The organism is Serratia sp. NCCP-200 (assembly GCF_059697885.1).
In genome coordinates this window covers 960167-985704 of record NZ_BAAKUJ010000002.1, presented here as the reverse complement: position 1 = coordinate 985704, position 25538 = coordinate 960167, and the positions used below count along the sequence as shown (strand labels likewise).

Genomic DNA, 25538 nt, shown 5'->3' with positions numbered 1-25538 from the left:
GATTATTGTCTGGCTGGTGTGTACGAGGATTTTTGCAGGACGTGTTCAGAGGGCATAAAAAAGTGTGGGAAAGTCGTCAAATGGTCCGCCTGCTGAGGTTAGGATAACCAGCATCATTTCATAACAATCCCATTATATCAGCCCTATTCCGTCACTACCCGTCAGCCCTCTGATTTTACAGGCTCATCGTTTTTGCCGTCAGCTTTTGTGCTCAAAGGATAAAAACGCCATGAGTTTTTAAACAGCAAATCGCCATGAATTAGCATGGCTCCTTTGTTCAATAAATCTCAGGAATATGTTTCAAAGGATAGTCTGGTGACTGATATTTTCCGATTTTGCGTTTAGGCAGTTTAATCTTCATTTTTGGCAACCGCTTGTAGGGAATATGCTGCAAAAAATGGTGGATAACATTTAGTCGAACCCGTTTTTTGTCTTCTGAATTAGCAACAAACCAGGGAGCCCAAAGGCTATCTGTGGCAGCAAACATGTCGTCCCTGGCTCGGGAATAGTCGTCCCAGAGTTCGAAAGAACGGATATCTATCTCTGAAAGCTTCCATGTCTTGCGGCCATCATCAATACGTGCACGCAATCGACGCTCTTGTTCCTTTGGGCTTACATCCAGCCAGTATTTGATTAGAATTATGCCAGACTCCACCATTAATCGTTCCACCATCGGAACCGTCTCCAAAAATTGATGCGTCTGCTCTGGCGTACAAAAACCCATAACTCGCTCGACGCCAGCTCGGTTATACCAACTACGATCGAAGATAACGACCTCTCCTGCTGCTGGCATGTAAGGCATGTAGCGTTGCAGGTACATTTGGGTTTTTTCACGTTCGGTTGGGGCAGGAAGGGCAACAACACGGAACACTCGTGGACTGACTCTTTCGGTCAGTGCTTTTATCGTACCGCCCTTGCCAGCCCCATCGCGCCCCTCAAACACGATGCAAACTCTCAGCCCCTTGGCAATCACCCAGCTTTGTAAATGGACAAGTTCTTCGTGTAACAACCTGAGCTCTTGCTGATATTTTTTTTCCGGTATTTTTACCGTGCCTTTTCCTTGTGGCACACGTTTGCCTGATACGCGCTTGGGGTTCTTTTCTTTTGCAAGACTGGCATCGGGTACGATTTTGTTTTTCTTTCCGTTAGTCATGAAGTTACCCCACAATATCATCAATATGACGCTAGCCAGACGTTGAACGTCCCCCCACAGCGCTTGGTTGGCTGCGTATGCAGGACGGATAAGGAGTCAGGAGTCGATGAGCAACCACATGGTCTCATCTCATACAATATCGTAGTTGTTATTTCTTCATGCTGCGAACGGAAGGCCGCTTCATTATGTCTACTGTTGTTGGGAAAGTTGCATTGGTCACAGAGAGAAACAAGCTGTTGATGGAGGAACAAATAGCTAAATAAATTGCATACCGTCCTATCCCTACCTTTGGCCGATCTGGAGCGGATGGTATATTTACTGGATAGCATAAAACGAAAAACCCCAAGCCTTTTGAGCTTGGGGTCATTCATAATATGGCGGAGGAGCAGAGATTCGAACTCTGGAACGGTTTCCCGTCGACGGTTTTCAAGACCGTTGCCTTCAGCCACTCGGCCACCCCTCCGTAATGCAGCGAACTATAAACACAGCCGATCCCGTTGTAAAGCCTGAAACCGTTCAACCGAACGAAAAAACGGCATCTGCAATCTGACCGATGAAGAAATCAACAATCAGGGGGCGGCAATACCCTAGTAGTCACGTAGGGTAAAGAATGGTAAACAAACTTTAATCAATGGCTTGCACTGCACTATTATCATGATCAATTTTGTGATGACCTGATAAGAGAGATCATATGGACCGCATTGTCGTCTCATCCTCCTCGCACGACTCTTTGCTAAGCACGCATAAAGTCCTGCGTAACACCTATTTTCTGCTGTCGTTAACGCTGGCCTTTTCCGCACTGACCGCAACCGCCAGCACCATGCTGGGCTTACCGGCTCCTGGGCTGCTGTTAATGCTGGTCGGCTTTTATGGTTTGATGTTCCTGACCCATAAGCTGGCCAATAGCCCTGCCGGTATTCTGGCAGCCTTCGCCTTCACCGGCTTTATGGGTTACGCCCTTGGCCCGATCCTGAGCTCCTTCCTGAACGCTGGCGCGGGTGACCTGATCATGCTGGCGCTGGGCGGTACCGCAGTAGTGTTCTTCTGCTGCTCGGCCTATGTGCTGACTACCCGTAAAGACATGTCGTTCCTGTCTGGCATGATGATGGCGGGCTTCGTAGTGCTGCTGGTAGCGGTTATCGCCAACCTGTTCTTGCAGATCCCTGCCCTGCACCTGGCCATTAGCGCACTGTTTATTCTGTTCTCTGCCGGTGCCATGTTGTGGGAAACCAGCAACATCATTCATGGCGGTGAAACCAACTATATCCGTGCCACCGTCAGCCTGTATGTTTCGCTGTACAACATGTTTATCAGCCTGCTGAGCATTCTGGGTTTCGCCCGCAGTAACTGATGCATCGCTTTTGCTTTGACCAGAGCCCCGCAATGCGGGGCTTTATTTTTGCCGGGGCAAAAGTTTGCTAGACTGTGGCCCGCAATGAATTACCGATCACCGAGGCTGTATGTTGGAGTTTGAAGGTCAGACGATTGAAACTGACGCCCAGGGCTACCTGAAAAACAGTGCCGACTGGCACGAAGGGCTGGCCCCGCTGTTAGCGGCACAGGAAGAGATTGAACTGAGCGAAGCGCATTGGGAAGTCGTACGCTTTGTGCGTAGCTTCTATCAGGAATTTAATACCTCACCGGCCATTCGCATGCTGGTCAAGGCGATGGCGCAAAAATACGGCGAAGAGAAAGGCAGCAGCCGCTACCTGTACCGGCTGTTCCCGAAAGGCCCGGCCAAACAGGCGACCAAGATTGCCGGGTTGCCAAAGCCGGTGAAGTGTATCTAGCTACGGGTTAATAGCGAATACTGAAGCCCTTATATTCGGCAACCCCACGCGGTTCCACCAGCACGCGGTCAACGCGGGCGCTACGTGGGCCGCCGCTTTTCAGCCACGCCATCAGTTGGTCAACGGCCTGTTGTTCGCCACAGGCCAGCACTTCCACGCTGCCATCATCCAGATTACGCGCATAGCCGGTTAACCCCAAAGCCGTAGCCTGGTGTTGGGTGTTATAGCGAAATCCTACCCCTTGCACCACACCATAGACATACGCGGCAATACAAACTTGTGTCATAATCGGCTCCTGATCGATTTCATTACAGGCATTCTCTGCGCTGATGCCCAGAGTGTGTCACTCTTTTTTCTCTATCTGGCAGCATACTTAATTATGACCGCACGCTTGATCCTTGCCAAAGGACGTGAAAAGTCCTTACTCCGTCGCCATCCGTGGATTTTCTCTGGCGCTGTTCTCCGTGTCGAAGGTAAAGCCCAGTCCGGCGAAACCATCGATATCCATGACAGCCAGGGCAAATGGCTGGCACGCGGTGCCTATTCACCAGAATCGCAGATTCGCGCACGCGTCTGGACCTTCAAGCAGGACGAAGAAATTGATATCGCTTTCTTTATCAGCCGCTTGCAGCAAGCACAGAGCTGGCGTGATTGGGTCGCAAAGCGTGACGGGCTGGACGGTTATCGCCTGATCGCCGGTGAATCTGACGGTATGCCGGGGGTCACCATCGATCGCTTCCAGAACTTCCTGGTTTTACAGTTACTTTCCGCCGGTGCTGAATATCAGCGCGCCCCGCTGCTTTCTGCTCTCCAGCACTGCTACCCAGAATGCGCGATCTACGATCGTTCAGACGTTGCCGTACGTAAGAAAGAGGGCTTGCCGCTTACCCAAGGCCCGGTGCTGGGCGATCTGCCCCCGGCCCTGCTACCGATCACCGAGCACGGTATGAAACTGCTGGTGGACATTCAACAAGGGCACAAAACCGGTTTTTATCTCGATCAGCGTGACAGCCGCCTGGCTGCGCGTAACTATTCCGCAGGGCGTCGCGTGCTCAACTGCTTCTCATATACCGGCGCTTTCGCAGTGTCTGCCTTGATGGGCGGGTGTGAGCAGGTCATTAGCGTAGATACGTCACAGGCCGCGCTGGATATCGCCAAGCAGAACGTCGAACTGAACCAGTTGGATTTGAGCAAGGCCGAGTTTGTACGTGATGACGTATTCCAACTGCTGCGCAACTACCGCACGCAGGGTGAGAAATTCGACCTGATCATCATGGATCCACCGAAGTTTGTCGAAAACAAAAATCAGTTGGCCAGCGCCTGTCGCGGTTATAAAGACATCAATATGTTAGCCTTCCAGTTGCTGAACCCAGGCGGCATTCTGCTCAGCTTCTCCTGCTCAGGCCTGATGCCGACCGATCTGTTCCAGAAAATTTTGGCCGATGCTGCCGTAGATGCCGGGCGTGATGTACAATTTGTAGAGCAGTTCCGACAGGCTGCCGACCACCCGGTGATTGCGACTTATCCTGAAGGCTTGTATCTGAAAGGGTTTGCCTGCCGGGTGATGTAACTTGAAATGCGCTGTTTTTGTCCTCATATAGAGTTCAATACACTGTTTCTCAGGAGGTCATATGATAGCCAGCAAATTCGGTATCGGTCAGCAGGTTCGTCACCGGCTGCTGGGGTATTTGGGGGTAGTGATTGATGTCGATCCAGAATACTCTCTGGAGCACCCAAAAGCAGACGAGATTGCAGCCAACGACGAGTTGCGCCTCGCCCCGTGGTATCACGTGGTGATGGAAGACGATGAAGGCCAGCCGGTTCACACTTATCTGGCCGAAGCGCAGTTGGCGGGGGAAGCACAGGATGCACACCCTGAACAGCCTTCTCTGGATGAACTGGCGGAATCCATTCGCAGCCAGTTGCAGGCCCCCCGGCTGCGTAACTAAGCGTCAAGCCTGAGAAACCAGCGCCTCTACGTAGCGTAACGGGTTGAAGTCTATCAGCAGTCTCAAACGCCAGGGCCAATCCTGGCGTTTTCATTCAATCAGCGTGCCAGCCCCAGGCGCGGGATCTCAATCTTCGGGCAACGATCCATAATCACCGTTAACCCGGCCTGTTTGGCCAATGCTTCCGCCTGTTCGTTGATCACCCCGATTTGTAACCACAACACCTCGGCGCCTATCGCAATGGCCTCTTGTGCCACCCCATACGCCGCCTCCGAGTTACGAAACACGTCCACCATATCGACAGGATGAGGAATATCCTCCAATGAGGCATAAACCACCTGCCCAAGCAGCGTCTGCCCGGCCAGCTTCGGGCTCACCGGAATGACCTGATAGCCTTGCGCCAGCAAATAAGCCATTACGCCATAGCTGGGCCGCGCCGATTTATCACTGGCCCCCACTAGCGCAATGGTTTTGACCTGCTTGAGTACCTCTGCAATTGCTAGGTCTTGCATTTTTCGCTCCTGATGTTTTCCGAAAAGCATTTTCATCAGTGTAACCGAAACGCCAACATCGGTTAAAATTTGTTATCAGTCAGCGTCTATACTGCCCGCAAACTGGTTTGAGCCAAGTGATGTTTCAAATATCATCAAAATGTGTGTAAATGTAAATTAAACGGCATTCTGAAAAGATTTGACATAACTAGTGGCGTATCCAACACTAGTCATACTGTTTCACGAAAAGGAAGTAACAATGAAATTTGGTCTGGTGGTTGCGGGGCTGCTTGGAATATCGCTAAGCGTTTCGGCCGCAGCTACGACCCTGAAGCTTTCCCCGGACATCGAGCTAATGGTGGTCGACGGCAAGCAAATGACGGGCTCGTTGTTAAAAGGAGCCGATAGTCTGGAATTAAATGACGGGCAGCATCAGCTGTTGTTCAAAGTCACCAAATCCGTACGTAAAGAACCACGGTCTCAGATGTTTTACACTTCATCCGCGCAGATTGTGGTGTTCAACAGTCAAAACGTCAGCGCCGTCACCATTGAGCTACCGCGTATCGAGAATGAGCAGGATGCCCAGCGATTTGATAAAGCGCCGAATTATAAAATTCTGGGTAACCACGGCAAGCCGTTAGCAATCAAACACGATGTATTACCACTAACAACCTCACCCAATGGGAATGACCTGGAGAAGATCGTTGCCGATTATAACGCTCAAAATCGCCCGGCCTCCGTTCCGGCTTTAGCACATCTGAGTGCCAGCGTGATCTCGGCGACACAGGGTAGCCCAGCGGTTATCCCCCTGAACGGCGACAACGTTGCCGAGGAAATGCTGCAATACTGGTTCCTGCGCGCCGATCCCGAGACGCAAAAACGGTTTATCGCCTGGGCCGGCCAATCTCGCAACCGTTAAATGCTGCCAACTACGCCTTTATGCCGTAAAGGCGTGGTTTGTTCGCAATTTCCCGCGTTAGCACTAGGCAGTGAAATACAGTTTCAGTAATCTGTGGCGAATCATTCGATTTTCCAAGGACAGCGACATGGAACAAACCACCCGCACCATCGCAGCACGCAAGCATATTGCACTCGTTGCTCACGACCATCGCAAGCAGGCCTTGCTGAAATGGGTTGAAGACAATAAGGAAGTACTTGCCCAGCATCAGCTGTATGCCACGGGCACCACCGGCAATTTGATCCAGCGAGCCAGCGGTATCCCGGTGCAGAGCATGCTGAGTGGCCCGATGGGCGGCGATCAGCAAGTCGGTGCACTGATATCCGAAGGCAAGATCGATATGCTGATCTTCTTCTGGGATCCGCTAAACGCCGTCCCCCACGACCCCGATGTCAAAGCCTTGCTGCGCCTGGCCACGGTCTGGAACATCCCGGTGGCGACCAACCGCTCCACCGCCGATTTCCTGATCGACTCCTCGCTGTTCAAGAGCGAAGTAGTGATCGCCATTCCTGATTACGAAAAGTACCTCGCCGAACGCCTGAAATAATACCAAGGCCTGGTGTAGTGCCAGGCCTGTGGTTTACGGCTTTCTTTGCGACGGCACGCCAATCTCTTGCAACTGCTCGATAAATACCGACGGGCGTTCACGATCTTGTAATAACCAAACCTGATGCCTGGCCCGCGTGAGGGCGACATAGAGCAAACGCCGCTCCTCCGCATCCGGGAAATCCTCAGGCTGAGGCAATAATACCTCTTCAAGCACGGATTCACGGACCTCCGCCGGGAATCCATCCTTGCCTTCATACAGCCCGGCAATGATCACATAGTCGGCCTGTTGGCCTTTGCTGGCATGAATGGTCATAAACTCGATATTCAACTTCGGCCAACGCGTTGCCGCCTTTTGCAACACCTCAGGCTTGAGATGGTGGTAGCGCGCCAGCACCAAGATCCGTTCTTGCGGCTTCGCATAGCCACTTAGCTTGTCCAGCAACGCTTCCAACTGCTCTTGCGGCAAAATAACCACCGACTTCTTGTTGCCCTTGGTCAGGCTATTGAGCGGCTTTTTCAACTGGTGCGGGTTCTGCTGTATAAAGCCGTTGGCCACCTCACCGATCCGATCGTTAAAGCGGTAGGTGGTATCCAGCGCACACTGCTCGCCTACGCCAAAGTTCTCGGCAAAGGCAGTGGTTAGCGACAGCTCTGCTCCGCTGAAACGGTAAATTGCCTGCCAATCATCGCCGACGGCAAACAGGCTGGTCTGCTTGTTTTGCTTACGCAATGCCGCCAGCAGTTGCGCACGCTGTGGTGAAATATCCTGGAACTCGTCCACCAGAATATGTTTCCACGGGCTGATAAAGCGCCCCTTTTCCAGCAGATTAACGGCTTGATGGATCAGCCCGGCAAAATCGACCGCTCCTTCATCCTTCAGCGCGGTTTTCCACGCTTTCAGCAACGGTGCCATCAGGCGAATGCGTTTGCTGAACAGGTCGCGGATCTCTTCGTCGGCCTGCTCTATCATTTCGGCCTGGCTACCTCCGTGTGTGCGCATCAAGCCAAGCCAGCGCTCCAGACGCCCACTCAAACGCTCTGCCAGACGCCGGTCATGCCAGAAATCGCCCTCAGGCAATTCCCACTCCAGCTCTTCCGTTAACCATTGCCGCCAGCCTTTGGCCTGTGCTTTCTTCTCGCTGCACTGCTGTTGCCAGTGGGTAATTAGTAACGTCCTGCGCGCTTTACTGTCACTTTCCAGCTTGCTGATCACCGGCGCTTTCCGGCTACCCTGCTGGATAATCTGTAGCGCTAGCGCATGGAACGTTTTCGCCTGGATCGCCACGCTGCCCAAACGTTCCTGGATGCGTTCGTTCATCTCTTCGGCGGCTTTGCGCCCAAATGCCAACAACAGGATCTGCTCAGGCTCGGCCTCTTGACGCAGTAGCAGCCACCCCGCCCGCGCCACTAGCACCGAGGTCTTGCCACTACCGGCTCCTGCGAGAACCAGCACCGCATCCTCGCCGTTCACCACGGCCCGGCTTTGCGATTCATTCAACGGTGACGTTTCAACGGTCTGGAAGAAATCCTGGTGGGTTTCCAGCATCCGGTCGCACCACCGCTGATTGCGTTGCGCCACGCTGCGCAGACCAGATTTGAGCCACTGCAGGCACAAATGATAGCTTTCACGGCAGTTTTCAAACTCTTCCAGCCGCGCCACCGGCATGGGCAATGCGCCAAACGACTGGTGGATCTGCTGCTGCAAGCTGCTCAATTCGGTACGTTTGAACCACTTGTCCTGTTGCTCAATTTGGCGGATATGATCGACCTGCTGTTGCAATACCTCGGCGCTCACTTCACTCATCTCGCTGCTCCACTGCTGCCAAGACTGCTGCAGATAGTGGTAAAAGCGCTGGGTTTCCTGCCACTCGGTACCGTGCAGACGCACAACCTTTTCATCCGGCAGTTCGAACTCAAGCTCCCCCCAGACGATCCCGCGTTTACAACGCACCTGAATCAACTGGTTGAAAGGGATCAGGTATTCATGCTTCTCACCGCTCACCTCAACCCCGGCATGCAACAACCGTACGCGGTTGTAAGGATGCTGTGCCAGGTGCTTGCCCAGCGATGTCGCTTTAAGTTCCATATGCCCACGCCATAATCATGTTCAGAGTTGCCGCCAGTTTACCCGCGTTAAGCAATGGCACTCTAGCGTTAAAAAAAGGGTAGAATAGTTTTTGCGTTATGCTGATGAATACTTCCCCCGTGCCGTTTGGCCATCATTAGAGCAGAATGACGACTATGCGTACTGTATTGAACGTTCTTAATTTCGTATTGGGTGGTTTTTTCACCACGCTTGGCTGGCTGATTGCCACCTTCTTCAGCGTCGTGCTGATTTTCACCCTGCCATTAACCCGCTCCTGCTGGGAAATCACCAAAATCTCCTTGTTGCCATTTGGCAACGAAGCGATCCATGTCAATGAATTATACCCAGAGAAAAGCAATGCCCTGCTGGCTGCCGGCGGTTCTTTACTGAATATCGTCTGGCTGGTCCTGTTCGGCTGGTGGCTGTGCCTGTCACACATTATTGCCGGCATCGCCCAGTGCATCACCATTATCGGTATTCCGGTAGGCATCGCAAATTTCAAGATAGCCGCTATCGCCCTGTGGCCAGTCGGCCGCCGCGTCGTGCCGGTTGAGGTGGCCCAACAGGCGCGGATCGAGAACGCCCGCCGCCGCTTTTAATCGCGTTAACCTTTCTCCCATTTAGGAGCTTGTCGTGCTCTCTTTAGCACCCAAAATTCGGCGTTATACCTATAACAGCAACCTGCTTTATAACCTGCGTATTTTTATCGCGCTGGCTGGAGCCTCTGCGGTGCCGTGGTGGTTGGGCATCCCTAAACTGACCATTCCGTTAACGCTGGGGGTCGTTGCCGCCGCGCTAGCGGATCTGGACGACCGGCTGGCAGGAAGATTGCGAAATCTGCTCATTACGCTAGTTTGCTTTTTTGTGGCCTCGACATCGATTGAGCTGCTGTTTCCATACCCCTGGCTGTTTGCCCTTGGGCTGACGACCTCAACCTGCGGCTTTATCCTGCTGGGGGCATTAGGGCAGCGTTACGCCACTATCGCCTTCGGTGCCTTGCTGATCGCCGTCTACACCATGCTTGGCACCTCCATGTACGACGCCTGGTACCAGCAACCGGTTCTGTTGATTATCGGTGCCATTTGGTACAACTTGCTGACGCTGATCGGCCATCTGCTATTTCCTATCAAGCCCCTGCAGGAAAACCTGGCCCGGTGCTATGAACAGTTGGCCAACTACCTGGATGCCAAGGCCAACCTGTTCGATCCAGATGCCGAATCGGACGCCGACCTGCCGTGGGTAGACGTGGCGATGGCCAACAGTACGCTGGTTACCACGCTTAACCAGACCAAGGCTTCACTGCTGACCCGCTTGAAAGGCGACCGTGGCCAGCGCGGCACCCGCAGAACGCTGCACTACTATTTTGTCGCTCAGGATATCCATGAACGCGCCAGTTCTTCTCACGTACAGTATCAGGCGCTAAGCCAACAGTTCCGCCACAGCGATATTCTGTTCCGGTTTCAGCGGCTGCTGGCCAAGCAGGCCCGTGCCTGCCAGCAACTGGCGCAGTCGATACTGCTACGGCAAAAATATCTGCATAGTCCGCGTTTCGAGCCCGCTTTTTCGCGCCTGGAAGAGGCGCTGACCCGGATTACCATTACCCCAGAAAATCGCGAACTGACCAGAGCGCTATCCCATCTGCTGAAGAATTTACGGGCAATAGACGCCCAGTTGGCCAATATCGAGTCTGAGCAGTCCTTGGCGAGTGGCCAGACCGAGGAAAACAACCTGTCAGACGACCGGCTCACCGGTTGGAGCGATATTCGCCTGCGTATCAGCCGCCACCTGACACCTCAATCCGCCCTATTCCGCCACGCCATCCGGATGTCCGTGGTGTTGTGCGTGGGCTATGCGTTTATTCAATTGACCGGGATGCAGCACGGTTATTGGATCCTGCTGACCAGCCTGTTTGTCTGCCAGCCCAACTACAACGCCACCCGCAGGCGCTTGGCGTTAAGGATCATCGGCACTCTGGCTGGCATTTTGATCGGGCTGCCGATCCTCTATTTTGTGCCCTCGCTGGAAGGGCAGTTGATCCTGATCGTGATCTCGGGGGTGTTGTTCTTCGCCTTCCGAACCGTGCAATATGCCCACGCCACAATGTTTATCACCCTGTTGGTCTTGCTATGCTTTAACCTGCTGGGCGAAGGGTTCGAAGTGGCTGCCCCGCGCGTCTACGATACCCTGCTGGGTTGTGCCATCGCCTGGGCAGCAGTGAGTTTTATCTGGCCAGACTGGAAGTTCCGTCAGTTACCGGCCATGGTGCGTAAGACACTGAATGCCGACTGCCGTTATCTGGATGCCATTCTGGTGCAGTACCATCAGGGCAAGGATAACGGCCTGCCTTATCGTATTGCCCGCCGCGATGCCCATAATAGCGATGCCGAATTGGCGTCGGTGATCTCTAACATGTCTGCTGACCCTAAAGCCGATAAAACCATTCAGGAAGCGGCATTCCGCCTGCTGTGCCTGAACCATACCTTGCTGAGCTATATTTCCGCCCTGGGCGCCCACCGTGAGCGCCTGGAAAGTGCCGCCGTGCTGGACTTGCTCAACGATGCGGTTTGCTATGTTGATGGTGCATTACACCACGACGCTCATGATCGTCAGCGTAGCACGCAGGCACTGGAAGCCCTCTCCGAGCGTATTACTGCGCTGGTTCCGGAGCCGGAAAGCAAAGAACAGCTGGTGTTGCAGCAAATTGGCCTGGTACTCGAATTGCTACCAGAGCTGACGGCACTTAATACACAAATTACTCAAGCCGGTTGATAGTTCAAGGATGTGGGCCGCAGGCGCGGTCTTCTGACCGCGCCTCAAAGGAGGGAAAGAGCGCGTAGTTTTCGAACCATTCGGTCAACGCCTCCCTTTGTAGATTAGGCAAGGCGGCATGATGGTAGCCTGCCATGGCGCCTGCCAGTGACATCAGCACTTTCATGCCCAGATTTTTTTGCTGTTGCAGCAGTTTCAGATAGCTATCTCTGGCCCCCAACAGGCGAAAATCATAAATATTGCATATGCCTGCTCGCCACAGCTGGCGCTCTAATGAGGCATCAATATTCGGTAAATCTTTCAATCTGCCATTGCAGCGTTTTTTCACCTTAATCTCTTTACGCGTCTCACAGATAGCCTGCCAGGCAAGCGCACACAGTTCGCGAGGCTGCCGCCACAGTTCCTCATTCACCCAGTAATAGCGCATGACCATGGGGACCCCTCGCTTTAAATAGGTCATATTCACCATGCCACGCTCACGAAAAGCGGTTTCCAGACTTTCCGTTGCACGCAAATACAGCTCACCTTCGGTAATGACCGCAAACATTGTGCCGTCCGCCAGCAGGCCATAGCCGCCAAACTGCGAGCGTATGGCAATATTTCCCAGGGCGGCAAAGCAGGACTTTGCCTGTTCGATCCTCCTTAACGATCCTCCATTCATTTAACTCTCCTTATATGAAGCCACAGCCATTAGGCATGTTTTGGTTGGAATAAACGTAACGGGAACAACTAATTAAAAAAAATACGCATTATCCCTAGTCGTGCCAATCATAAATTCAAGACGTACAATAAATAATCTCAATTATGCGAAGCGTTACGAAAATTTGGGTTGATCTTCTGTTTCGATGGCTATACTGTATATACATACAGTAACACTACGGGCGGGAGACGACATGCGTACTCAATCACTTTATCAACCTCATTTTAGCCAATCCTCAATGCCGGCAAAGCAAGCGGTGATCCCTGCGCAAGAGGGCAACGAAAATGGCCTTATCAGTGAGCTTGTTTACAATGAGCGGCAACCCGCCGTAGCCCAGTTATTGGTGCCTTTGTTACAGCAGTTGGGCAAGCAATCACGCTGGTTACTGTGGTTGACCCCGCAGCAGAAACTGAGCAAAGCCTGGCTGCAACAGGCCAGCCTGCCGGTTGATAAGGTCGTACAGCTTAATCAGATCAATCCACTGGCTACCGTAGACGCCATGGAGAAGGCTTTACTGACAGGAAATTACAGTGTGGTGCTAGGCTGGTTACCAGAATTGACACAAGAGGATCGTCTAAGGCTGAGTCGAGCGGCAGAATTGGGCAATGCCTATGGGTTCATTATGCGACCCCAACGTGACATCGTTGCTGCCGACAGACACTGTTCAACCTTAAAAATTCACTCTTCTTTGTATCATTAAGTAAATTTAGGACTTTTCCCATCACTTTTATCGCTTGGTCTGGCAATCGCAGGCAGATCGGGCGAGAAGCGAGGTTGGCTGCGGTTCGGCGCCACCTTCCATATGAAAAAAAGTCTCGTTTAGCCCCCCGATATGTTAGAGGATATGTCTAATTCCATGTTTTTTTTTAGAGCTTTATCACATCACACTTGTAACTTTCGCGCCACGTTGTAGACTTTACATCGCCAAGGTTGCTCTATAACGCCAGAAAAACTGGCAGAGTAACAAACGAGGGCTCAAACCTTGGCGAAGGAATTTAAACCAAGGGCTTAAAGCAGCTTTAAAGCTCATTGCCTATTTGGATGATAACGAGGCGCAAAATGAAAAAGACAGCTATCGCATTAGCAGTGGCACTGGCAGGTTTCGCTACAGTAGCGCAAGCCGCACCAAAAGACGACACTTGGTACACTGGTGCTAAACTGGGTTGGTCCCAGTTCCATGACACCGGTTTCTACGGTAACGGTTACACCGTTGATAACGACGCACGTAAAGACCAGATTGGTGCTGGTGCGTTCGTTGGCTATCAGGCAAACCAATACCTGGGCTTCGAAATGGGCTACGACTGGTTAGGTCGTATGAAATATACCGGTGCTAACCGGGGTTCTTTCAAAGCTCAAGGCGTTCAACTGGCAGCTAAACTGAGCTACCCAATCATGAACGATCTGGACGTCTACACTCGTCTGGGCGGCATGGTATGGCGTGCAGACAGTGATGGTGCTGGCTCTAACGGTGGCAACCATGACACTGGCGTTTCTCCATTGGCAGCAGTGGGTGTTGAATACGCACTGAACCGTGACTGGGCTACCCGCCTGGACTACCAGTGGGTTAACAACATCGGTGATGCAGGTACCGTTGGCGCACGTCCAGACAACGGCATGCTGAGCGTAGGTGTTTCCTACCGCTTTGGCCAGGAAGTTGCTGCTCCAGTAGTAGCTCCAGCTCCGGCTCCAGCTCCAGTTGTTGAGACCAAGAAGTTCACTCTGACTTCTGACGTTCTGTTCGCGTTCAACAAAGCGACCCTGAAGCCAGAAGGCCAACAGGCTCTGGATCAGCTGTACACCCAACTGAGCTCACTGGATCCGAAAGACGGTTCTGTTGTCGTTCTGGGCTTCACTGATGCAGTAGGTTCAGCAGAATACAACCTGCGCCTGTCTGAGCAACGTGCACAAAGCGTTGTGGATTACCTCGTGTCTAAAGGTATCCCTTCAGACAAGATCTCTGCACGTGGCATGGGTAAAGCTAACCCAGTTACCGGTGACTCTTGTGGCTACCGTTCAGGCCGCGCAACTGCAGCTCAGATCGCATGTCTGGCTCCAGATCGTCGCGTAGAGATCGAAGTTAAAGGCATCAAAGAAGTTGTTTCTCAGCCTCAGGGCTAAGTAAGCGCTTCTTAGTAAAAAACCCCGCATTGCGGGGTTTTTTTTGGCCTAAACATTTGGGGAATGCTATTTATCATCCTTACCCAGGATCGCCTGTAGATCCTGTTTCAGCGATGACATCTGGGTGGCATACTTCTCTTTGCGCTCGGCATCTTCGATCAGCTGTACGACGGTTTCCGACAGGGTGACACCACGGCGATGCGCCAGCGCAGCCAAACGTTGCCAGACCAGGAACTCCAGATCGATCGATTTCTTGCGCGTATGCTGATGTTCTGAGTTAAAATGACGCTTACGCCGGGCGCGGATGGTTTGTTTCATCCGGTTATCCAACGTCGGATTCATGTGCTCATCGATCCACGCCAGCACTTTGACCGGTTCATTTTCCAGCTTCAGCAGTTGGTCAATGACCTCCTGAGCAAGGCTGTTTTCAATGTAGCGGGTGATCGCTTCACCTTCCCGGTGCTTTTTCACCAGGTACTTCCATTTCCAACCGCTCTCCAGATTTTCCAGTTGCTGATATTTCATCATGAACTCTGCTGTGACCGTGTAACTTTAATAAGCATAACAGCTTTAGCCAACTTTTCCTCGGCAATTACCCGCCGTTTTTGACTGTTTTTTGCACTGTCATCGAGCAATGTCAAACTCCGATGCTCAACAATGACTCTGGAGGTATCAAGCTGGCGTTATTCTTGTATAATCGCGCTTTCCCTTTTTGACGATTGCATCTAACACTTTGACCAATAACCGACTTGAATGGCAATCTCTGTTGCCTGCTGCTACGCCTTATCAGGCGATTTTCGATTCCGCTGCTCAATTGGCACCCGTGGCCTTTTCTGCAATCCAGCCCCGTTTGGAGAATGCGCTGACGCTGTTTTTGCATCCGCTGTCTCTGCCACGTTTTATGCTGTTGAAAGCACAGGAAACACGTGAGTATCTGGCGTTGATCGCCCGAGCGGCAGAAGAGTTGCAACCGCAGAATACCGTTAAAGGCAGTCACTACGTGATTGAAGGCGACACCGTCAGCATTAAAAGTGCCATGCGCGGCGATGAACCTTTTGCCGCCGGCGGTGCTTGCGTATACCAGGAATGGGTTGAGCCAGAACAGTTATTTGGCTGCGTCAGAATGCATAATGGTGCGATCACCTTGCAGCCGGGCCTGGTCCATCAGGCTAACGGCGGCGTGCTGATCCTGTCGGCGCGAGCCCTATTGGCACAGCCGCTATTGTGGCTGCGTCTCAAGCAGATGATTACCCAGCGCCAGTTCCAGTGGCTGACGCCAGATGAAACCCGGCCACTGCCGATTTCGATCCCGCCGATGCCGTTGGAGTTACGCCTGATTGTGGTGGGCGATCGCCATGGCCTGGCTGATTTCCATGATATGGAGCCTGAAGTCTGCGGGCAGGCCGTCTACGGTGAATATGAAGACGATCTGCAGCTCACCGAGCCAGACGATATGGTGCAATGGTGTGGCTATATCAATAGCGTGGTCGCCGAGCAGCAATTACCACCGCTGGCAGCCGACGCCTGGCAGCCTCTGATGGTCCAGGCGGTGCGCCATACCGGTGACCAGGGTAGCCTACCGCTATCACCGCTGTGGGTCAGCCAGCAGCTTTCTGAGGCCGCTCTGTATGCCGAAGATGAACAGATCACCGCTAAAGCGTTAGAAGCGGCGCTGAATGCCCGCGAATGGCGTGAAAGCTATCTGGCAGAACGCATGCAGGACGAGATTGAGCTGGGCCAGATCATGATCGAAACCGAAGGTGAGGTGATTGGTCAGATTAACGGCCTGTCTGTGCTGGATTATCCAGGGCATCCGCGCAGCTTTGGCGAACCTTCGCGCATCAGCTGTGTGGTCCACCTGGGCGATGGCGAATTCACCGATGTGGAGCGCAAGGCCGAGCTTGGCGGCAATCTGCACGCCAAAGGTATGATGATCATGCAGGCGTTCCTGATCTCCGAACTGGATCTCGATCAGCAGTTGCCCTTCTCCGCCTCGATCGTCTTTGAGCAATCCTACGGCGAAGTTGACGGGGACAGCGCCTCACTGGCCGAACTCTGCGCCCTGATCAGCGCATTGTCACAGCAGCCGATCACCCAGCAAATTGCCGTGACCGGCTCCGTTGACCAGTTTGGTAATGTGCAACCGATCGGTGGTGCAAACGAAAAAATCGAAGGTTTCTTCGAGGTTTGTCTACGCCGTGGCCTGACGGGTAAACAGGGTGTGATCCTGCCAGCCAGCAACGTACGGCACCTTTGCCTACGCCCAGACGTCGTCGAAGCGGTGCGTGTTGGGCAATTCCATCTGTGGGCGGTAGATAGCGTTGCAGAAGCCTTGCCGTTATTGACCGGCTATCCGTTCGCCGATGAGCAGCAGCCTAGCTTGCTGGCCGCCATCCAGGAGCGAATTGCACAGGCCATGTTGCCAGAACGGCGTCCGTTGCCGTGGCCATTGCGCTGGCTTAACTGGTTCAGCCGTGGCTGATCGGACTTGTTCAGCGTACACGTGTAAGTTAAGCTGCGTCCTTCATCAAAAAAAGGTTTACTGAGAACATGGTAGATAAACGCGAATCCTATACGAAACAAGATCTCGAAGCATCGGGCCGTGGCGAACTGTTTGGCGCCGGTGGCCCACCGTTGCCATCAGGCAACATGTTAATGATGGACCGCGTGGTCAAGATGACCGAAGACGGTGGTAGCCACAATAAAGGCTACGTAGAAGCTGAGCTCGATATCAATCCGGATCTGTGGTTCTTCGATTGTCACTTTATTGGCGATCCGGTTATGCCAGGCTGTCTGGGTCTGGATGCCATGTGGCAGTTGGTAGGGTTCTACCTAGGCTGGATGGGCGGTGAAGGCAAAGGCCGTGCTCTGGGCGTCGGCGAAGTGAAATTCACCGGTCAGGTACTGCCAACCGCCAAAAAAGTCACCTACCGCATCAACTTCAAACGCGTGATCATCCGCAAGCTGATTATGGGCGTGGCTGATGGCGAAGTGCTGTGCGATGGCAAAGTGATCTATACCGCCAGCGATCTGAAAGTGGGCCTGTTCAAGGACGCTGCGGCGTTCTAATGCCCTACGGCGGCCTCTCTCGGTCGCCGTTTATTTCCCCCCTTTGTTATTACTGTTCTGGTCGTTTAATCGCCACGCAGTGACTACAATAAATGTATCCACTAAGAGGGCTGCATGAAAAAAACCAGTTTTGCAACGACCCCCTGCCCAATCGCCCGTTCGTTGGGGCGCGTGGGGGAATGGTGGAGCATCCTGATCCTGCGCGATGCCTTTCATGGCCTGAGCAAATTTGACGAGTTTCAGCAAAGCCTGGGGCTATCCCCCACGCTGCTGACCCGCAGGCTTAAATTTCTGGTGGAAAGCGGCATTCTTTATAAGCAACGCTACCAGACTCGCCCGGTACGCTACCAATATCTGCTCACCGAGCGTGGCAAGGATTTCTTCCCAGTGTTGGTGACGTTGTTCCAGTGGGGCAATACTCATCTGACTGAAGGGGCACACAGCGCGGAACTGGTTGATCGACGCAGCGGTCAACCAATACAGCCTCTATTAATCGATGCGCTAACCCAGCAGCCTATCGCCCTACAGCACATCACGTTGGCGGCAGGTCCTGCGGCCGGAGAAGCCATGTCACGCCGTGCTTCTCTGATGCAGCATCACTACGCCTTACTTAATGAATCATCCAAGGAGTCACTATGAGCAGTCGTCGTATAGTTATCACCGGTATGGGGGCCGTCTCTCCTTTGGGTTGCGGCGTAGAGCCGATCTGGCAACGCCTGTTGGCGGGTCAGTCAGGGATCAGCCCGCTACCCGAAGAGATGGTGGCAGATTTGCAGGTCAAGATCGGCGGCCAGGTGCCCACGCTGGAGCAGGATGCCGCTGCCGGTTTTGATCCTGACCTGAGCGTGGCACCGAAAGACCAAAAGAAAATGGACCGCTTTATACTGCTGGCGATGGCCGCCGCTGACGAAGCCATTAAGCAGGCTGGCTGGAGCGCCGATAGTGAGGAGAAACAGGAACGGACGGCCACCGTGATCGCCTCTGGTATTGGTGGTTTCCCAGCTATCGCCCACGCGGTGCGCACCACAGATAGCCGCGGGCCGAAGCGCCTCTCTCCTTTCACCATTCCCTCCTTTTTGGTTAACCTGGCCGCGGGCCATGTCTCCATCAAGCATCAATTCAAAGGGCCGATTGGCGCACCAGTCACCGCCTGTGCCGCAGGCGTGCAGGCCATTGGCGATGCAGTGCGGATGATCCGCAACGATGAAGCCGATATCGCCTTATGCGGCGGAACGGAAGCCGCTATCGATACCGTCAGCCTGGGGGGCTTTGCCGCTGCCCGAGCCATGTCAACCACGCCAGCGGATGCCGCAACCAAAGCGTCACGCCCGTTTGACAGCGCCCGCGACGGCTTTGTGATGGGTGAAGGTGCTGGGATGTTGGTGATCGAGACGTTGGAACATGCATTGGCACGCGGTGCCAAGCCGTTAGCTGAGATTGTCGGTTACGGCACCAGTGCGGATGCCTACCATATGACCTCCGGGGCCGAAGATGGCGATGGCGCCTATCGGGCGATGAAGATTGCGCTGAAACAGGCTGACGTCACGCCCGATCAGGTTCAGCATCTGAATGCGCACGCCACCTCAACCCCGGTTGGCGATCTGGGTGAAATCAACGCCATCAAACACCTGTTCGGCACCGATGGGCATATCGCCATCACCTCCACCAAATCGGCCACTGGCCATCTGCTGGGAGCCGCAGGCGGACTGGAAACCATTTTCACCGCTCTGGCGCTGCGCGATCAAATCGCTCCGGCCACCCTGAATCTGGATAATCCAGACCCTGCCGCCGCCGGTCTGCATCTGGTGGCCAATAAGGCGGAACCGATGGCAATGACCTATGCCCTGTCGAACGGATTTGGTTTTGGGGGAGTCAACGCGAGTATTTTGCTGAAACGCTGGCAGGAATAATTTTACGCTTAAAACGAAAACCTCCGCTTGTTTGGCGGAGGTCGTTCCTTAATTCATGACAGAGAGCCGCTTAAGCGGTCACAGCCCTGTCCTCCATGGCTTTTCGCCACCCTCCCAGCCAGTTAGCCCGGGCATCTAAAGATTGGTAGGGACAAAGTTCCCTCGAACGCCCTGCAATACCTGCTTGGTAACCGCGTGATTCAGCCCGCTCCAGACGATCTCTTTTCTGTCTCTTCATGCCTCGTTTCCCTCGTTGTTACTCTGTGGAAAGAAAACAATGGCCGCACGAAATACAGCCACATTTAAGGAATAGCCCTAAATGGCGAGAAGATCAACGTTCAAATTTCATACCGTTGTCATATTTGTGAGCTATGCACGGCGCATAAGCTAAGTGGCTGATATTGCTGGACTGGATTTAATTTCATGATAATAAAAGAAAAAAATCCCGGCAAGGCTTTTACTTTGCCTTACCGGGATGGCTTTAGAACGCATTATTACAAGCTATGATTAAAGGCGAGCTGCCTGTGCGGCAATCTCCTGCGCTTCCTGCAACCAACCCTGGGCCAAGGTGCGGACCAAGGCGTCATAGCCATCTTCACTCTGTTTCAATTCCAGGTTGAATGGCCGCTTGATCAGCCTGCCCTGATGGCTCAACACCCATTCACCACGGACGATCGCTTTACCATCGTAGCGGCCATGGAAGCCGCTGATGGTGACGTTAAGCACATCCTGATCGCTGCTCATCGGCTGTGATGACACCACCCAACCCGGCAAAGCGCTGCCCAGGTTGGTCACCAATGTCTGTTGCAGTTGCTGATCCAACGGGCTGGCCCACAGGTTGTTTTGTCCAATCACAAACTGCACGTCGTTAGTCTGGTAAACCACCCCACTCTGCGCCAGGAAATCCGCCACGCTGACGTGCTCCAACCACAGCTGGCGTGACGCCTGGGTGCCACTCACCTGAGCCGGGGTTCCCAACGCCGGTAACTGATAGTAAGTCTTGTTGGGCGTACTGCTACAGGCGCTCAGCAACAGCGCCAAAACTACCGGGATCCATTTTTTCATTTTTTGGCCTTCTTCGGCTGAGGGTCATTACTGCCCGCGGCTTCAAATACCAGGGCGTTGCTCTTATCGTTCAGGGTACGCAGCACCGGTTGCAGCTCACGCAGTACCTGATCGAGACGTTGCATATCACCGACCATCTTGTTGTAGGCAGGCGATCCTGGCTGGAACCCTTTCATGCTGCGATTGAGTTCTTGCAGGGTTTTCTGCATATCTTCCGGCAATGCCTTCATCTCTTTACTGCCGATGATGTCATTGAGCGACTGCAGGGTTTTCTGCGTTTCTTTCATGGCCTTCTGGCTTTCGGCCAGCGTTTTGGTCGCTTCGTTGATCATTGGATTGATCGGCATCGAATTGATCTTGTCTAGCGTCTGTACCAGCTTCTGCTGGATCTGCGCCAGGCCACTGCCAGTAGTTGGCAACAGCGGATAACCGAACAGCTCACGCGGCCCCTTCCACGGCTTCTCATTTGGATAGAAGTCCAGATCGATATATAACGCCCCGGTCAGCAGGTTAGCGGACTTCAGCGAGGCGCGTATGCCCCGTGCTTCTGCATCTTTCAAATGCTGTACTACATCGAACCCCTTGCCTACCTCTTGGTTAAAGCGCTCTGGCTCAATACGGATCAGCACCGGTATGCGATAGTCACTATCCAGTTGCTGGCGCATACCTTCTTTGTAGAACGGCACTTGCCCCACGGTACCCAGGCGAATACCCCGGAACTCGACTGGCGCCCCCGGCTGCAAGCCACGGACCGATTCAGAGAAGAACACCAGATAATCGACATGCTCGGTATAAAGAGAATCCTGAATATTGCGCTGGTTATCGAACAGGGCAAACTCGGCCTTTTCTTTCACCGCTGGGCCACGCTCCCAACCTTCTGGCACGTCAAAGCTGACGCCACCGCTAAACAGCGTCGCCAAGGATCCCATTTCCACACGCATCCCCTGTGCGGACATATCGAAGGCAACGCCGCTGTCTTTCCAGAACCGGACGTTGGTAGTGATCAACTGATCGTAAGGCGCGGTAATAAACAGCTGATAGCGCATGGAGCGCAGCTTGGGATCGAAATAGCTGGTTTCAACCGAGCCAACGCGGTAGCCACGGAACAACACCGGATCGCCAGCGTTCAACTGACCGGACTTGTCACTGTCCAGTATCACGCGCAACCCTTTGGCATCGGGAGAGGCCAGCGGCGGAGCATCCAGCAGCTGATAATCCGCTTTTCCAACCTTGCCCTTGTTGCCCGGTTGCAATTCAATGTAGGCACCGGAGAACAAGGTCCCCAGCCCGGAGACGCCTTCACGGCCAATCTGCGGTTTCACCACCCAGAAGGCCGAATCGTCACGCAGTAGCTTTTCCATGCCGGAGTTCAGGCGAGCCTGCACCAGCACTTTACTCAAATCTTCGCTCAGGGTGACGCTTTCCACCGTACCGACATCCACACTGCGGCTTTTGATCTTGGTTTTTCCCGCTTCCAAACCTTCGGCGGAGGTCGTGACCAACGTCACTTGCGGCCCTTGATGGCTGAAGTGATAAAACAGGATCCACGCACCGATCAACGCGGTGACAATGGGAATGATCCACACCGGCGACCAGCGCTTGATCTTCTCAACATCCGCGACGCCATGATTACTTTCCGTCACCTTGCGGCTCCTTTTTTATTGTTTCATTTGCGCGATCCCAGGTTAAACGGGGATCAAACGCCATAGCAGCAAACATGGTGAGAATGACCACCATGGCGAACAGTAGCGCCCCAATGTCTGGATAAATACTCATCAACTGTCCCATACGTACCAACGCCGAAAGCACGGCGATCACAAACACGTCGATCATTGACCAACGGCCAACAAACTCCACCACTTCATAAATCAGATGCATACGCTCGCTATCGGCATTGGCCTTGCCTTTGCCATTGGCATCCAGGCATAGCCAGCCAATCGCCAACATCTTGAGCGAGGGCACCATGATACTGGCAATGAAAATCACCATCGCCACCGGATAGGACCCTTCTCCCCATAGCAGCACCACCCCGGCCATGACCGTTGATGGCATTTTATTGCCCAACGCCTCGGTGATCATAATCGGCATCAGCATCGCCGGAATATACAATATGATCGAGGTGACCAATAACGCCATCGTCCATTGCAGGCTGTGGTGGCGGCGTACATAGCCCACCGTGTGACAACGCGGGCATTTGGACTGCTGGGCGGGCAGGATGGCCGTACAGCAGGAGCAGGAACGAACTCCCTGACGCAGACCGGTACGCCCAACCTGCAACGGGCGATCAATCAACGGGGCGGGTTCAATATCCTGCCACAGCCAGCGGCGATCGACGCATTGGAAGGCTCGCACCTGCAGCAGGCAAAACAGACAGTAAGGGACGAAACTGGAACCAATGCCGATATCACCATAAGCCATCAGTTTGACAAAGCTAACCAGCACGCCAGCCAGGAAGATCTCGACCATACACCAGGTCTTCAACTGGAACAGCACTTTGGCCATCCAGATCTTCCATTGTCGTGGTAGCCGCACCCTGGCACACAGCAGAATAATCGCCAACATGCAAAACGCCGGGATCAGTTGCACAAACACCATAAACAGGGTGGCCATGCTGGCATAGTCTTCTGCCACCATCACCTGAGGAATTTGGATCAGTTTGATTTCATTGCCCAGACCGGCAACGCGCATATTGATAAACGGGAAGATATTGGCTAACACCAGCATGAATAACGCGCTGAGGGCAAAACCAATCGGTTGTTTGCGCGGTTCTGCCCAGCGGGCGCTGAGCGTCGTTTTACAACGGGGACAAACGGCCTTGGAGCCTGATTGCAAAGGCGGCAACGCCACCAGCATATCGCATTGTGGGCACAGTATCAGGTTATCCTGTTGAGGCTCGCCATGCATCGCATGACTCTGCTGCTTATGACTTTCGTGGGAACACACCATTATCCTCCTTAACCGTGTCGCTCATCGGTACAGCCTGGGTTGCCCACAGCAGCAGCGTGCGGGCAACCCGTTTCCGATCAGCCGTTTTTCATTGCTTCCAGCTCTTCCCAACGGGCAAAGGCTTGTTCCAGTGCCTGCTCCGCAGTGGCAAGATCGGCCAGCACCTGCTGGGTTTCGCTGTGCGGGCGTGAGAAGAATCCCGCATCACTCACCTGTGCCTGCAAGGCTTCAATATCCACTTCCAGCTGTTCAAGGCGCTGCGGCAACTGCTCCAGTTCGCGCAGCAGGTTATAACTCAGTTTGGCTGCTGATTTCTTGGGCTGCTCGGTTTTTTTCTCCACCGCAGCCTTGGTTTGGCTGGTGGCTACCGTGCGGATCGGCTTGGCGGTGGCACGCTGATGGTGTGCATCGTAGTAGCCCCCGACGTAAGTGTCGATCACGCCATTGCCTTCGAAAATCCAGCACTCGGTCACGGAGTTATCAACAAACTGACGATCGTGGCTCACCAGCAATACGGTGCCCTGGTAGCTATCGATCATCTCTTCCAACAGTTCCAGCGTTTCGACGTCCAGATCGTTGGTTGGTTCATCGAGGATCAGTAAATTACTCGGCTTAAGGAATAATTTAGCCAGCAGTAGGCGGTTACGCTCCCCGCCCGACAACGCTTTGACCGGCGTCATTGCCCGTTTAGGGTGGAACAGGAAGTCCTGCAGATAGCCCAGCACATGGCGCGAACGGCCATTGACCATCACTTCCTGCTTACCTTCCGCCAGGTTATCCATCACGGTACGTTCTGGATCCAGCTCGGCGCGGTGCTGATCAAAGTAAGCCACTTCCAGCTTGGTGCCACAGTGCACTCGCCCGCTGTCGGCTTTCAGTTGACCGAGCATCAATTTCAGCAAGGTGGTTTTACCACAGCCGTTGGGCCCCACCAGTGCGATTTTGTCACCGCGCTGCACCTGGGCGCTGAAGCCCCGGACCAGCACTTTGTCGGCAACCTGATAATTGACGTCTTCCATTTCGAACACAATCTTGCCCGAACGCACGGCCTCTTCCACCTGCATCTTGGCGGTACCCATCACTTCACGACGTTGTGAACGCTCGTTACGTAACGCTTTCAGAGCACGCACCCGGCCTTCGTTACGCGTGCGGCGTGCCTTGATGCCCTGGCGGATCCAAACTTCTTCCTGCGCCAGTTTGCGGTCAAATTCGGCGTTCTGCAGCTCTTCGACCCGCAGCGCTTCTTCTTTGCTTTCCAGGTACAGCTCGTAGTTGCCCGGCCATGACACCAGCTTGCCGCGATCGAGATCGACAATGCGCGTGGCCATATTGCGGATAAACGAACGGTCGTGCGAGATGAAGACGATGCTGCCCTGGAACTCTTTCAGGAACCCTTCCAGCCAGTCGATGGTGGTGATATCCAGGTGGTTGGTAGGTTCATCAAGCAGCAACACGCGCGGTGAACTGACCAACGCCCGGCCCAGTGCCGCTTTGCGCAGCCAACCACCGGAAAGGGAGGACAGCTCCGCATCGCCGTTCAGCCCCAGTTGCAACAGGACTTCACTGATACGGCTGTCTAGCTGCCATAAGCCTTGGTGATCGAGGATCTCCATAACCTGCGCCATACGCGTCAGGTTCTTTTCACTCGGATCCAGCTCCACTTGATGTGAGATAGCGTGATACGCCTTCAGGTGTTCCGCTTGCTCGGCCACGCCTTCGGCCACAAAGTCGAACACCGTGCCGCCGATATTGCGCGGAGGATCCTGCTGCAAACGCGCCACAATCAGATCCTGCTCGTAAATGATGCGCCCATCGTCCAAGGGGATCTCTTTACCCAGGATCTTCAGCAGGGTTGATTTACCGGCCCCGTTGCGCCCAACCAGGCAGACGCGTTCATTGTCTTCAATATGAATTTCGGTGTTGTCTAACAAAGGTGCATCGCTGAAAGAGAGCCAGGCACCGGACATGCTGATTAACGACATAGT

25 protein-coding genes and 1 tRNA gene are annotated in these 25538 nt (G+C 53.6%); 14 read left to right on the top strand and 12 right to left on the bottom strand.

The window, feature by feature from the left end; translation table 11 throughout:
- Positions 1–277 precede the first annotated feature (277 nt).
- Entirely contained in the window at positions 278–1153 is an 876-nt protein-coding gene (gene ppk2, locus AC6HVW_RS09820; protein ID WP_081366973.1) for a polyphosphate kinase 2, read from the bottom strand.
- A gap of 375 nt (positions 1154–1528) precedes the next feature.
- Positions 1529–1616, bottom strand: a tRNA-Ser gene (locus AC6HVW_RS09815).
- Between the two features lie 228 nt (positions 1617–1844).
- Between AC6HVW_RS09815 and yccA the strand changes: the two genes are divergently transcribed.
- Together yccA and tusE are read left to right on the top strand one after the other, a co-directional pair.
- Entirely contained in the window at positions 1845–2504 is a 660-nt protein-coding gene (gene yccA / locus AC6HVW_RS09810; protein ID WP_071680629.1) for an FtsH protease modulator YccA, read from the top strand.
- A 109-nt stretch (positions 2505–2613) separates the two neighbouring features.
- Positions 2614–2943 (top strand): sulfurtransferase TusE, encoded by a 330-nt coding sequence (gene tusE / locus AC6HVW_RS09805; protein WP_024485653.1) that lies wholly within the window; start codon positions 2614–2616, stop codon positions 2941–2943.
- A 7-nt stretch (positions 2944–2950) separates the two neighbouring features.
- Here the strand turns inward: tusE and yccX are convergent, their stop codons facing one another.
- Positions 2951–3229 (bottom strand): acylphosphatase, encoded by a 279-nt coding sequence (yccX, locus tag AC6HVW_RS09800; RefSeq protein WP_021181988.1) that lies wholly within the window; start codon positions 3227–3229, stop codon positions 2951–2953.
- Between the two features lie 93 nt (positions 3230–3322).
- On the opposite strand from yccX, the gene rlmI reads away from it, so the two are divergent.
- Both rlmI and hspQ read left to right on the top strand, forming a co-directional pair.
- On the top strand, positions 3323–4513 hold the full coding sequence (rlmI, locus tag AC6HVW_RS09795; RefSeq protein WP_186486181.1) for a 23S rRNA (cytosine(1962)-C(5))-methyltransferase RlmI: 1191 nt from the start codon (positions 3323–3325) through the stop codon (positions 4511–4513).
- A gap of 61 nt (positions 4514–4574) precedes the next feature.
- The gene (hspQ, locus tag AC6HVW_RS09790) at positions 4575–4892 is read left to right on the top strand and encodes a heat shock protein HspQ (RefSeq protein WP_021182046.1); all 318 of its coding nucleotides are present in this window, start codon (positions 4575–4577) and stop codon (positions 4890–4892) included.
- A gap of 98 nt (positions 4893–4990) precedes the next feature.
- Here hspQ and AC6HVW_RS09785 read toward each other — a convergent pair whose 3' ends face one another.
- On the bottom strand, positions 4991–5404 hold the full coding sequence (locus tag AC6HVW_RS09785) for a CoA-binding protein (protein ID WP_071680708.1): 414 nt from the start codon (positions 5402–5404) through the stop codon (positions 4991–4993).
- 238 nt (positions 5405–5642) lie between these two features.
- On the opposite strand from AC6HVW_RS09785, the gene AC6HVW_RS09780 reads away from it, so the two are divergent.
- Together AC6HVW_RS09780 and AC6HVW_RS09775 are read left to right on the top strand one after the other, a co-directional pair.
- Positions 5643–6302 (top strand): DUF2057 family protein, encoded by a 660-nt coding sequence (locus AC6HVW_RS09780; protein ID WP_071680709.1) that lies wholly within the window; start codon positions 5643–5645, stop codon positions 6300–6302.
- Between the two features lie 127 nt (positions 6303–6429).
- The gene (locus AC6HVW_RS09775) at positions 6430–6888 is read left to right on the top strand and encodes a methylglyoxal synthase (RefSeq protein WP_021804871.1); all 459 of its coding nucleotides are present in this window, start codon (positions 6430–6432) and stop codon (positions 6886–6888) included.
- Positions 6889–6921: 33 nt separating this feature from the next.
- Here AC6HVW_RS09775 and helD read toward each other — a convergent pair whose 3' ends face one another.
- Positions 6922–8976 carry a DNA helicase IV gene (gene helD / locus AC6HVW_RS09770; RefSeq protein WP_071680710.1) on the bottom strand — a complete coding sequence of 685 codons (2055 nt, stop codon included), beginning with the start codon at positions 8974–8976 and terminating at the stop codon, positions 6922–6924.
- A gap of 155 nt (positions 8977–9131) precedes the next feature.
- Here helD and AC6HVW_RS09765 point away from each other — a divergent pair, with 155 nt between their 5' ends.
- A complete protein-coding gene (locus AC6HVW_RS09765) occupies positions 9132–9575 on the top strand; it encodes a YccF domain-containing protein (protein WP_021804873.1) in 444 nt (147 codons plus the stop codon).
- Between the two features lie 34 nt (positions 9576–9609).
- Complete coding sequence (yccS, locus tag AC6HVW_RS09760) at positions 9610–11745, top strand: YccS family putative transporter (RefSeq protein WP_186486179.1); 2136 nt, start codon at positions 9610–9612, stop codon at positions 11743–11745.
- A gap of 4 nt (positions 11746–11749) precedes the next feature.
- Here yccS and AC6HVW_RS09755 read toward each other — a convergent pair whose 3' ends face one another.
- A complete protein-coding gene (locus AC6HVW_RS09755) occupies positions 11750–12406 on the bottom strand; it encodes a TfoX/Sxy family DNA transformation protein (protein WP_071680712.1) in 657 nt (218 codons plus the stop codon).
- A gap of 232 nt (positions 12407–12638) precedes the next feature.
- Here AC6HVW_RS09755 and sulA point away from each other — a divergent pair, with 232 nt between their 5' ends.
- On the top strand, positions 12639–13145 hold the full coding sequence (gene sulA, locus AC6HVW_RS09750) for an SOS-induced cell division inhibitor SulA (RefSeq protein WP_071680713.1): 507 nt from the start codon (positions 12639–12641) through the stop codon (positions 13143–13145).
- Between the two features lie 359 nt (positions 13146–13504).
- Positions 13505–14563, top strand: a complete 1059-nt coding sequence (gene ompA, locus AC6HVW_RS09745; protein ID WP_071680714.1) for a porin OmpA — start codon at positions 13505–13507, stop codon at positions 14561–14563.
- A gap of 66 nt (positions 14564–14629) precedes the next feature.
- Here ompA and matP read toward each other — a convergent pair whose 3' ends face one another.
- Positions 14630–15088, bottom strand: coding sequence for a macrodomain Ter protein MatP (gene matP / locus AC6HVW_RS09740; RefSeq protein WP_071680844.1), 459 nt, complete (start codon positions 15086–15088; stop codon positions 14630–14632).
- 208 nt (positions 15089–15296) lie between these two features.
- Between matP and AC6HVW_RS09735 the strand changes: the two genes are divergently transcribed.
- From AC6HVW_RS09735 to fabF, 4 genes are all read left to right on the top strand, one after another.
- Positions 15297–17045 (top strand): AAA family ATPase, encoded by a 1749-nt coding sequence (locus AC6HVW_RS09735; protein ID WP_175415614.1) that lies wholly within the window; start codon positions 15297–15299, stop codon positions 17043–17045.
- Between the two features lie 68 nt (positions 17046–17113).
- On the top strand, positions 17114–17632 hold the full coding sequence (gene fabA, locus AC6HVW_RS09730) for a bifunctional 3-hydroxydecanoyl-ACP dehydratase/trans-2-decenoyl-ACP isomerase (RefSeq protein WP_024485665.1): 519 nt from the start codon (positions 17114–17116) through the stop codon (positions 17630–17632).
- A 114-nt stretch (positions 17633–17746) separates the two neighbouring features.
- On the top strand, positions 17747–18271 hold the full coding sequence (locus AC6HVW_RS09725) for a winged helix-turn-helix transcriptional regulator (protein ID WP_071680716.1): 525 nt from the start codon (positions 17747–17749) through the stop codon (positions 18269–18271).
- Entirely contained in the window at positions 18268–19542 is a 1275-nt protein-coding gene (gene fabF / locus AC6HVW_RS09720; RefSeq protein ID WP_071680717.1) for a beta-ketoacyl-ACP synthase II, read from the top strand. Before AC6HVW_RS09725 ends, fabF begins: the two co-directional genes overlap by 4 nt.
- 70 nt (positions 19543–19612) lie before the next feature.
- On the opposite strand, the gene rmf is transcribed toward fabF, so the two are convergent.
- From rmf to AC6HVW_RS09695, 5 genes are all read right to left on the bottom strand, one after another.
- Positions 19613–19780: a ribosome modulation factor gene (gene rmf / locus AC6HVW_RS09715; protein ID WP_071680718.1), complete on the bottom strand. Its 168-nt coding sequence runs from the start codon at positions 19778–19780 to the stop codon at positions 19613–19615.
- 269 nt (positions 19781–20049) lie between these two features.
- Positions 20050–20607 (bottom strand): membrane integrity-associated transporter subunit PqiC, encoded by a 558-nt coding sequence (gene pqiC, locus AC6HVW_RS09710; protein ID WP_071680719.1) that lies wholly within the window; start codon positions 20605–20607, stop codon positions 20050–20052.
- Positions 20604–22250, bottom strand: coding sequence for an intermembrane transport protein PqiB (gene pqiB, locus AC6HVW_RS09705; protein WP_071680720.1), 1647 nt, complete (start codon positions 22248–22250; stop codon positions 20604–20606). Before pqiB ends, pqiC begins: the two co-directional genes overlap by 4 nt.
- Complete coding sequence (gene pqiA / locus AC6HVW_RS09700; RefSeq protein ID WP_497569375.1) at positions 22237–23511, bottom strand: membrane integrity-associated transporter subunit PqiA; 1275 nt, start codon at positions 23509–23511, stop codon at positions 22237–22239. Before pqiA ends, pqiB begins: the two co-directional genes overlap by 14 nt.
- A gap of 119 nt (positions 23512–23630) precedes the next feature.
- The gene (locus AC6HVW_RS09695) at positions 23631–25535 is read right to left on the bottom strand and encodes an ABC transporter ATP-binding protein (RefSeq protein ID WP_021804884.1); all 1905 of its coding nucleotides are present in this window, start codon (positions 25533–25535) and stop codon (positions 23631–23633) included.
- Between the last annotated feature and the right edge of the window lie 3 nt (positions 25536–25538).

What these genes read in the sequence shown, in the direction of transcription:
- ppk2 (WP_081366973.1), bottom strand. Translation starts at nt 1,153, where the DNA reads ATGACTAACGGAAAGAAAAACAAAATCGTACCCGATGCCAGTCTTGCA.
- rmf (WP_071680718.1), bottom strand. Translation starts at nt 19,780, where the DNA reads ATGAAGAGACAGAAAAGAGATCGTCTGGAGCGGGCTGAATCACGCGGT.
- AC6HVW_RS09725 (WP_071680716.1), top strand. Translation starts at nt 17,747, where the DNA reads ATGAAAAAAACCAGTTTTGCAACGACCCCCTGCCCAATCGCCCGTTCG.
- yccA (WP_071680629.1), top strand. Translation starts at nt 1,845, where the DNA reads ATGGACCGCATTGTCGTCTCATCCTCCTCGCACGACTCTTTGCTAAGC.
- AC6HVW_RS09695 (WP_021804884.1), bottom strand. Translation starts at nt 25,535, where the DNA reads ATGTCGTTAATCAGCATGTCCGGTGCCTGGCTCTCTTTCAGCGATGCA.
- matP (WP_071680844.1), bottom strand. Translation starts at nt 15,088, where the DNA reads ATGAAATATCAGCAACTGGAAAATCTGGAGAGCGGTTGGAAATGGAAG.
- pqiA (WP_497569375.1), bottom strand. Translation starts at nt 23,511, where the DNA reads ATGCATGGCGAGCCTCAACAGGATAACCTGATACTGTGCCCACAATGC.
- helD (WP_071680710.1), bottom strand. Translation starts at nt 8,976, where the DNA reads ATGGAACTTAAAGCGACATCGCTGGGCAAGCACCTGGCACAGCATCCT.
- sulA (WP_071680713.1), top strand. Translation starts at nt 12,639, where the DNA reads ATGCGTACTCAATCACTTTATCAACCTCATTTTAGCCAATCCTCAATG.
- tusE (WP_024485653.1), top strand. Translation starts at nt 2,614, where the DNA reads ATGTTGGAGTTTGAAGGTCAGACGATTGAAACTGACGCCCAGGGCTAC.
- pqiC (WP_071680719.1), bottom strand. Translation starts at nt 20,607, where the DNA reads ATGAAAAAATGGATCCCGGTAGTTTTGGCGCTGTTGCTGAGCGCCTGT.
- AC6HVW_RS09780 (WP_071680709.1), top strand. Translation starts at nt 5,643, where the DNA reads ATGAAATTTGGTCTGGTGGTTGCGGGGCTGCTTGGAATATCGCTAAGC.
- rlmI (WP_186486181.1), top strand. Translation starts at nt 3,323, where the DNA reads ATGACCGCACGCTTGATCCTTGCCAAAGGACGTGAAAAGTCCTTACTC.
- yccX (WP_021181988.1), bottom strand. Translation starts at nt 3,229, where the DNA reads ATGACACAAGTTTGTATTGCCGCGTATGTCTATGGTGTGGTGCAAGGG.
- hspQ (WP_021182046.1), top strand. Translation starts at nt 4,575, where the DNA reads ATGATAGCCAGCAAATTCGGTATCGGTCAGCAGGTTCGTCACCGGCTG.
- AC6HVW_RS09765 (WP_021804873.1), top strand. Translation starts at nt 9,132, where the DNA reads ATGCGTACTGTATTGAACGTTCTTAATTTCGTATTGGGTGGTTTTTTC.
- fabF (WP_071680717.1), top strand. Translation starts at nt 18,268, where the DNA reads ATGAGCAGTCGTCGTATAGTTATCACCGGTATGGGGGCCGTCTCTCCT.
- fabA (WP_024485665.1), top strand. Translation starts at nt 17,114, where the DNA reads ATGGTAGATAAACGCGAATCCTATACGAAACAAGATCTCGAAGCATCG.
- ompA (WP_071680714.1), top strand. Translation starts at nt 13,505, where the DNA reads ATGAAAAAGACAGCTATCGCATTAGCAGTGGCACTGGCAGGTTTCGCT.
- AC6HVW_RS09775 (WP_021804871.1), top strand. Translation starts at nt 6,430, where the DNA reads ATGGAACAAACCACCCGCACCATCGCAGCACGCAAGCATATTGCACTC.
- AC6HVW_RS09755 (WP_071680712.1), bottom strand. Translation starts at nt 12,406, where the DNA reads ATGAATGGAGGATCGTTAAGGAGGATCGAACAGGCAAAGTCCTGCTTT.
- AC6HVW_RS09785 (WP_071680708.1), bottom strand. Translation starts at nt 5,404, where the DNA reads ATGCAAGACCTAGCAATTGCAGAGGTACTCAAGCAGGTCAAAACCATT.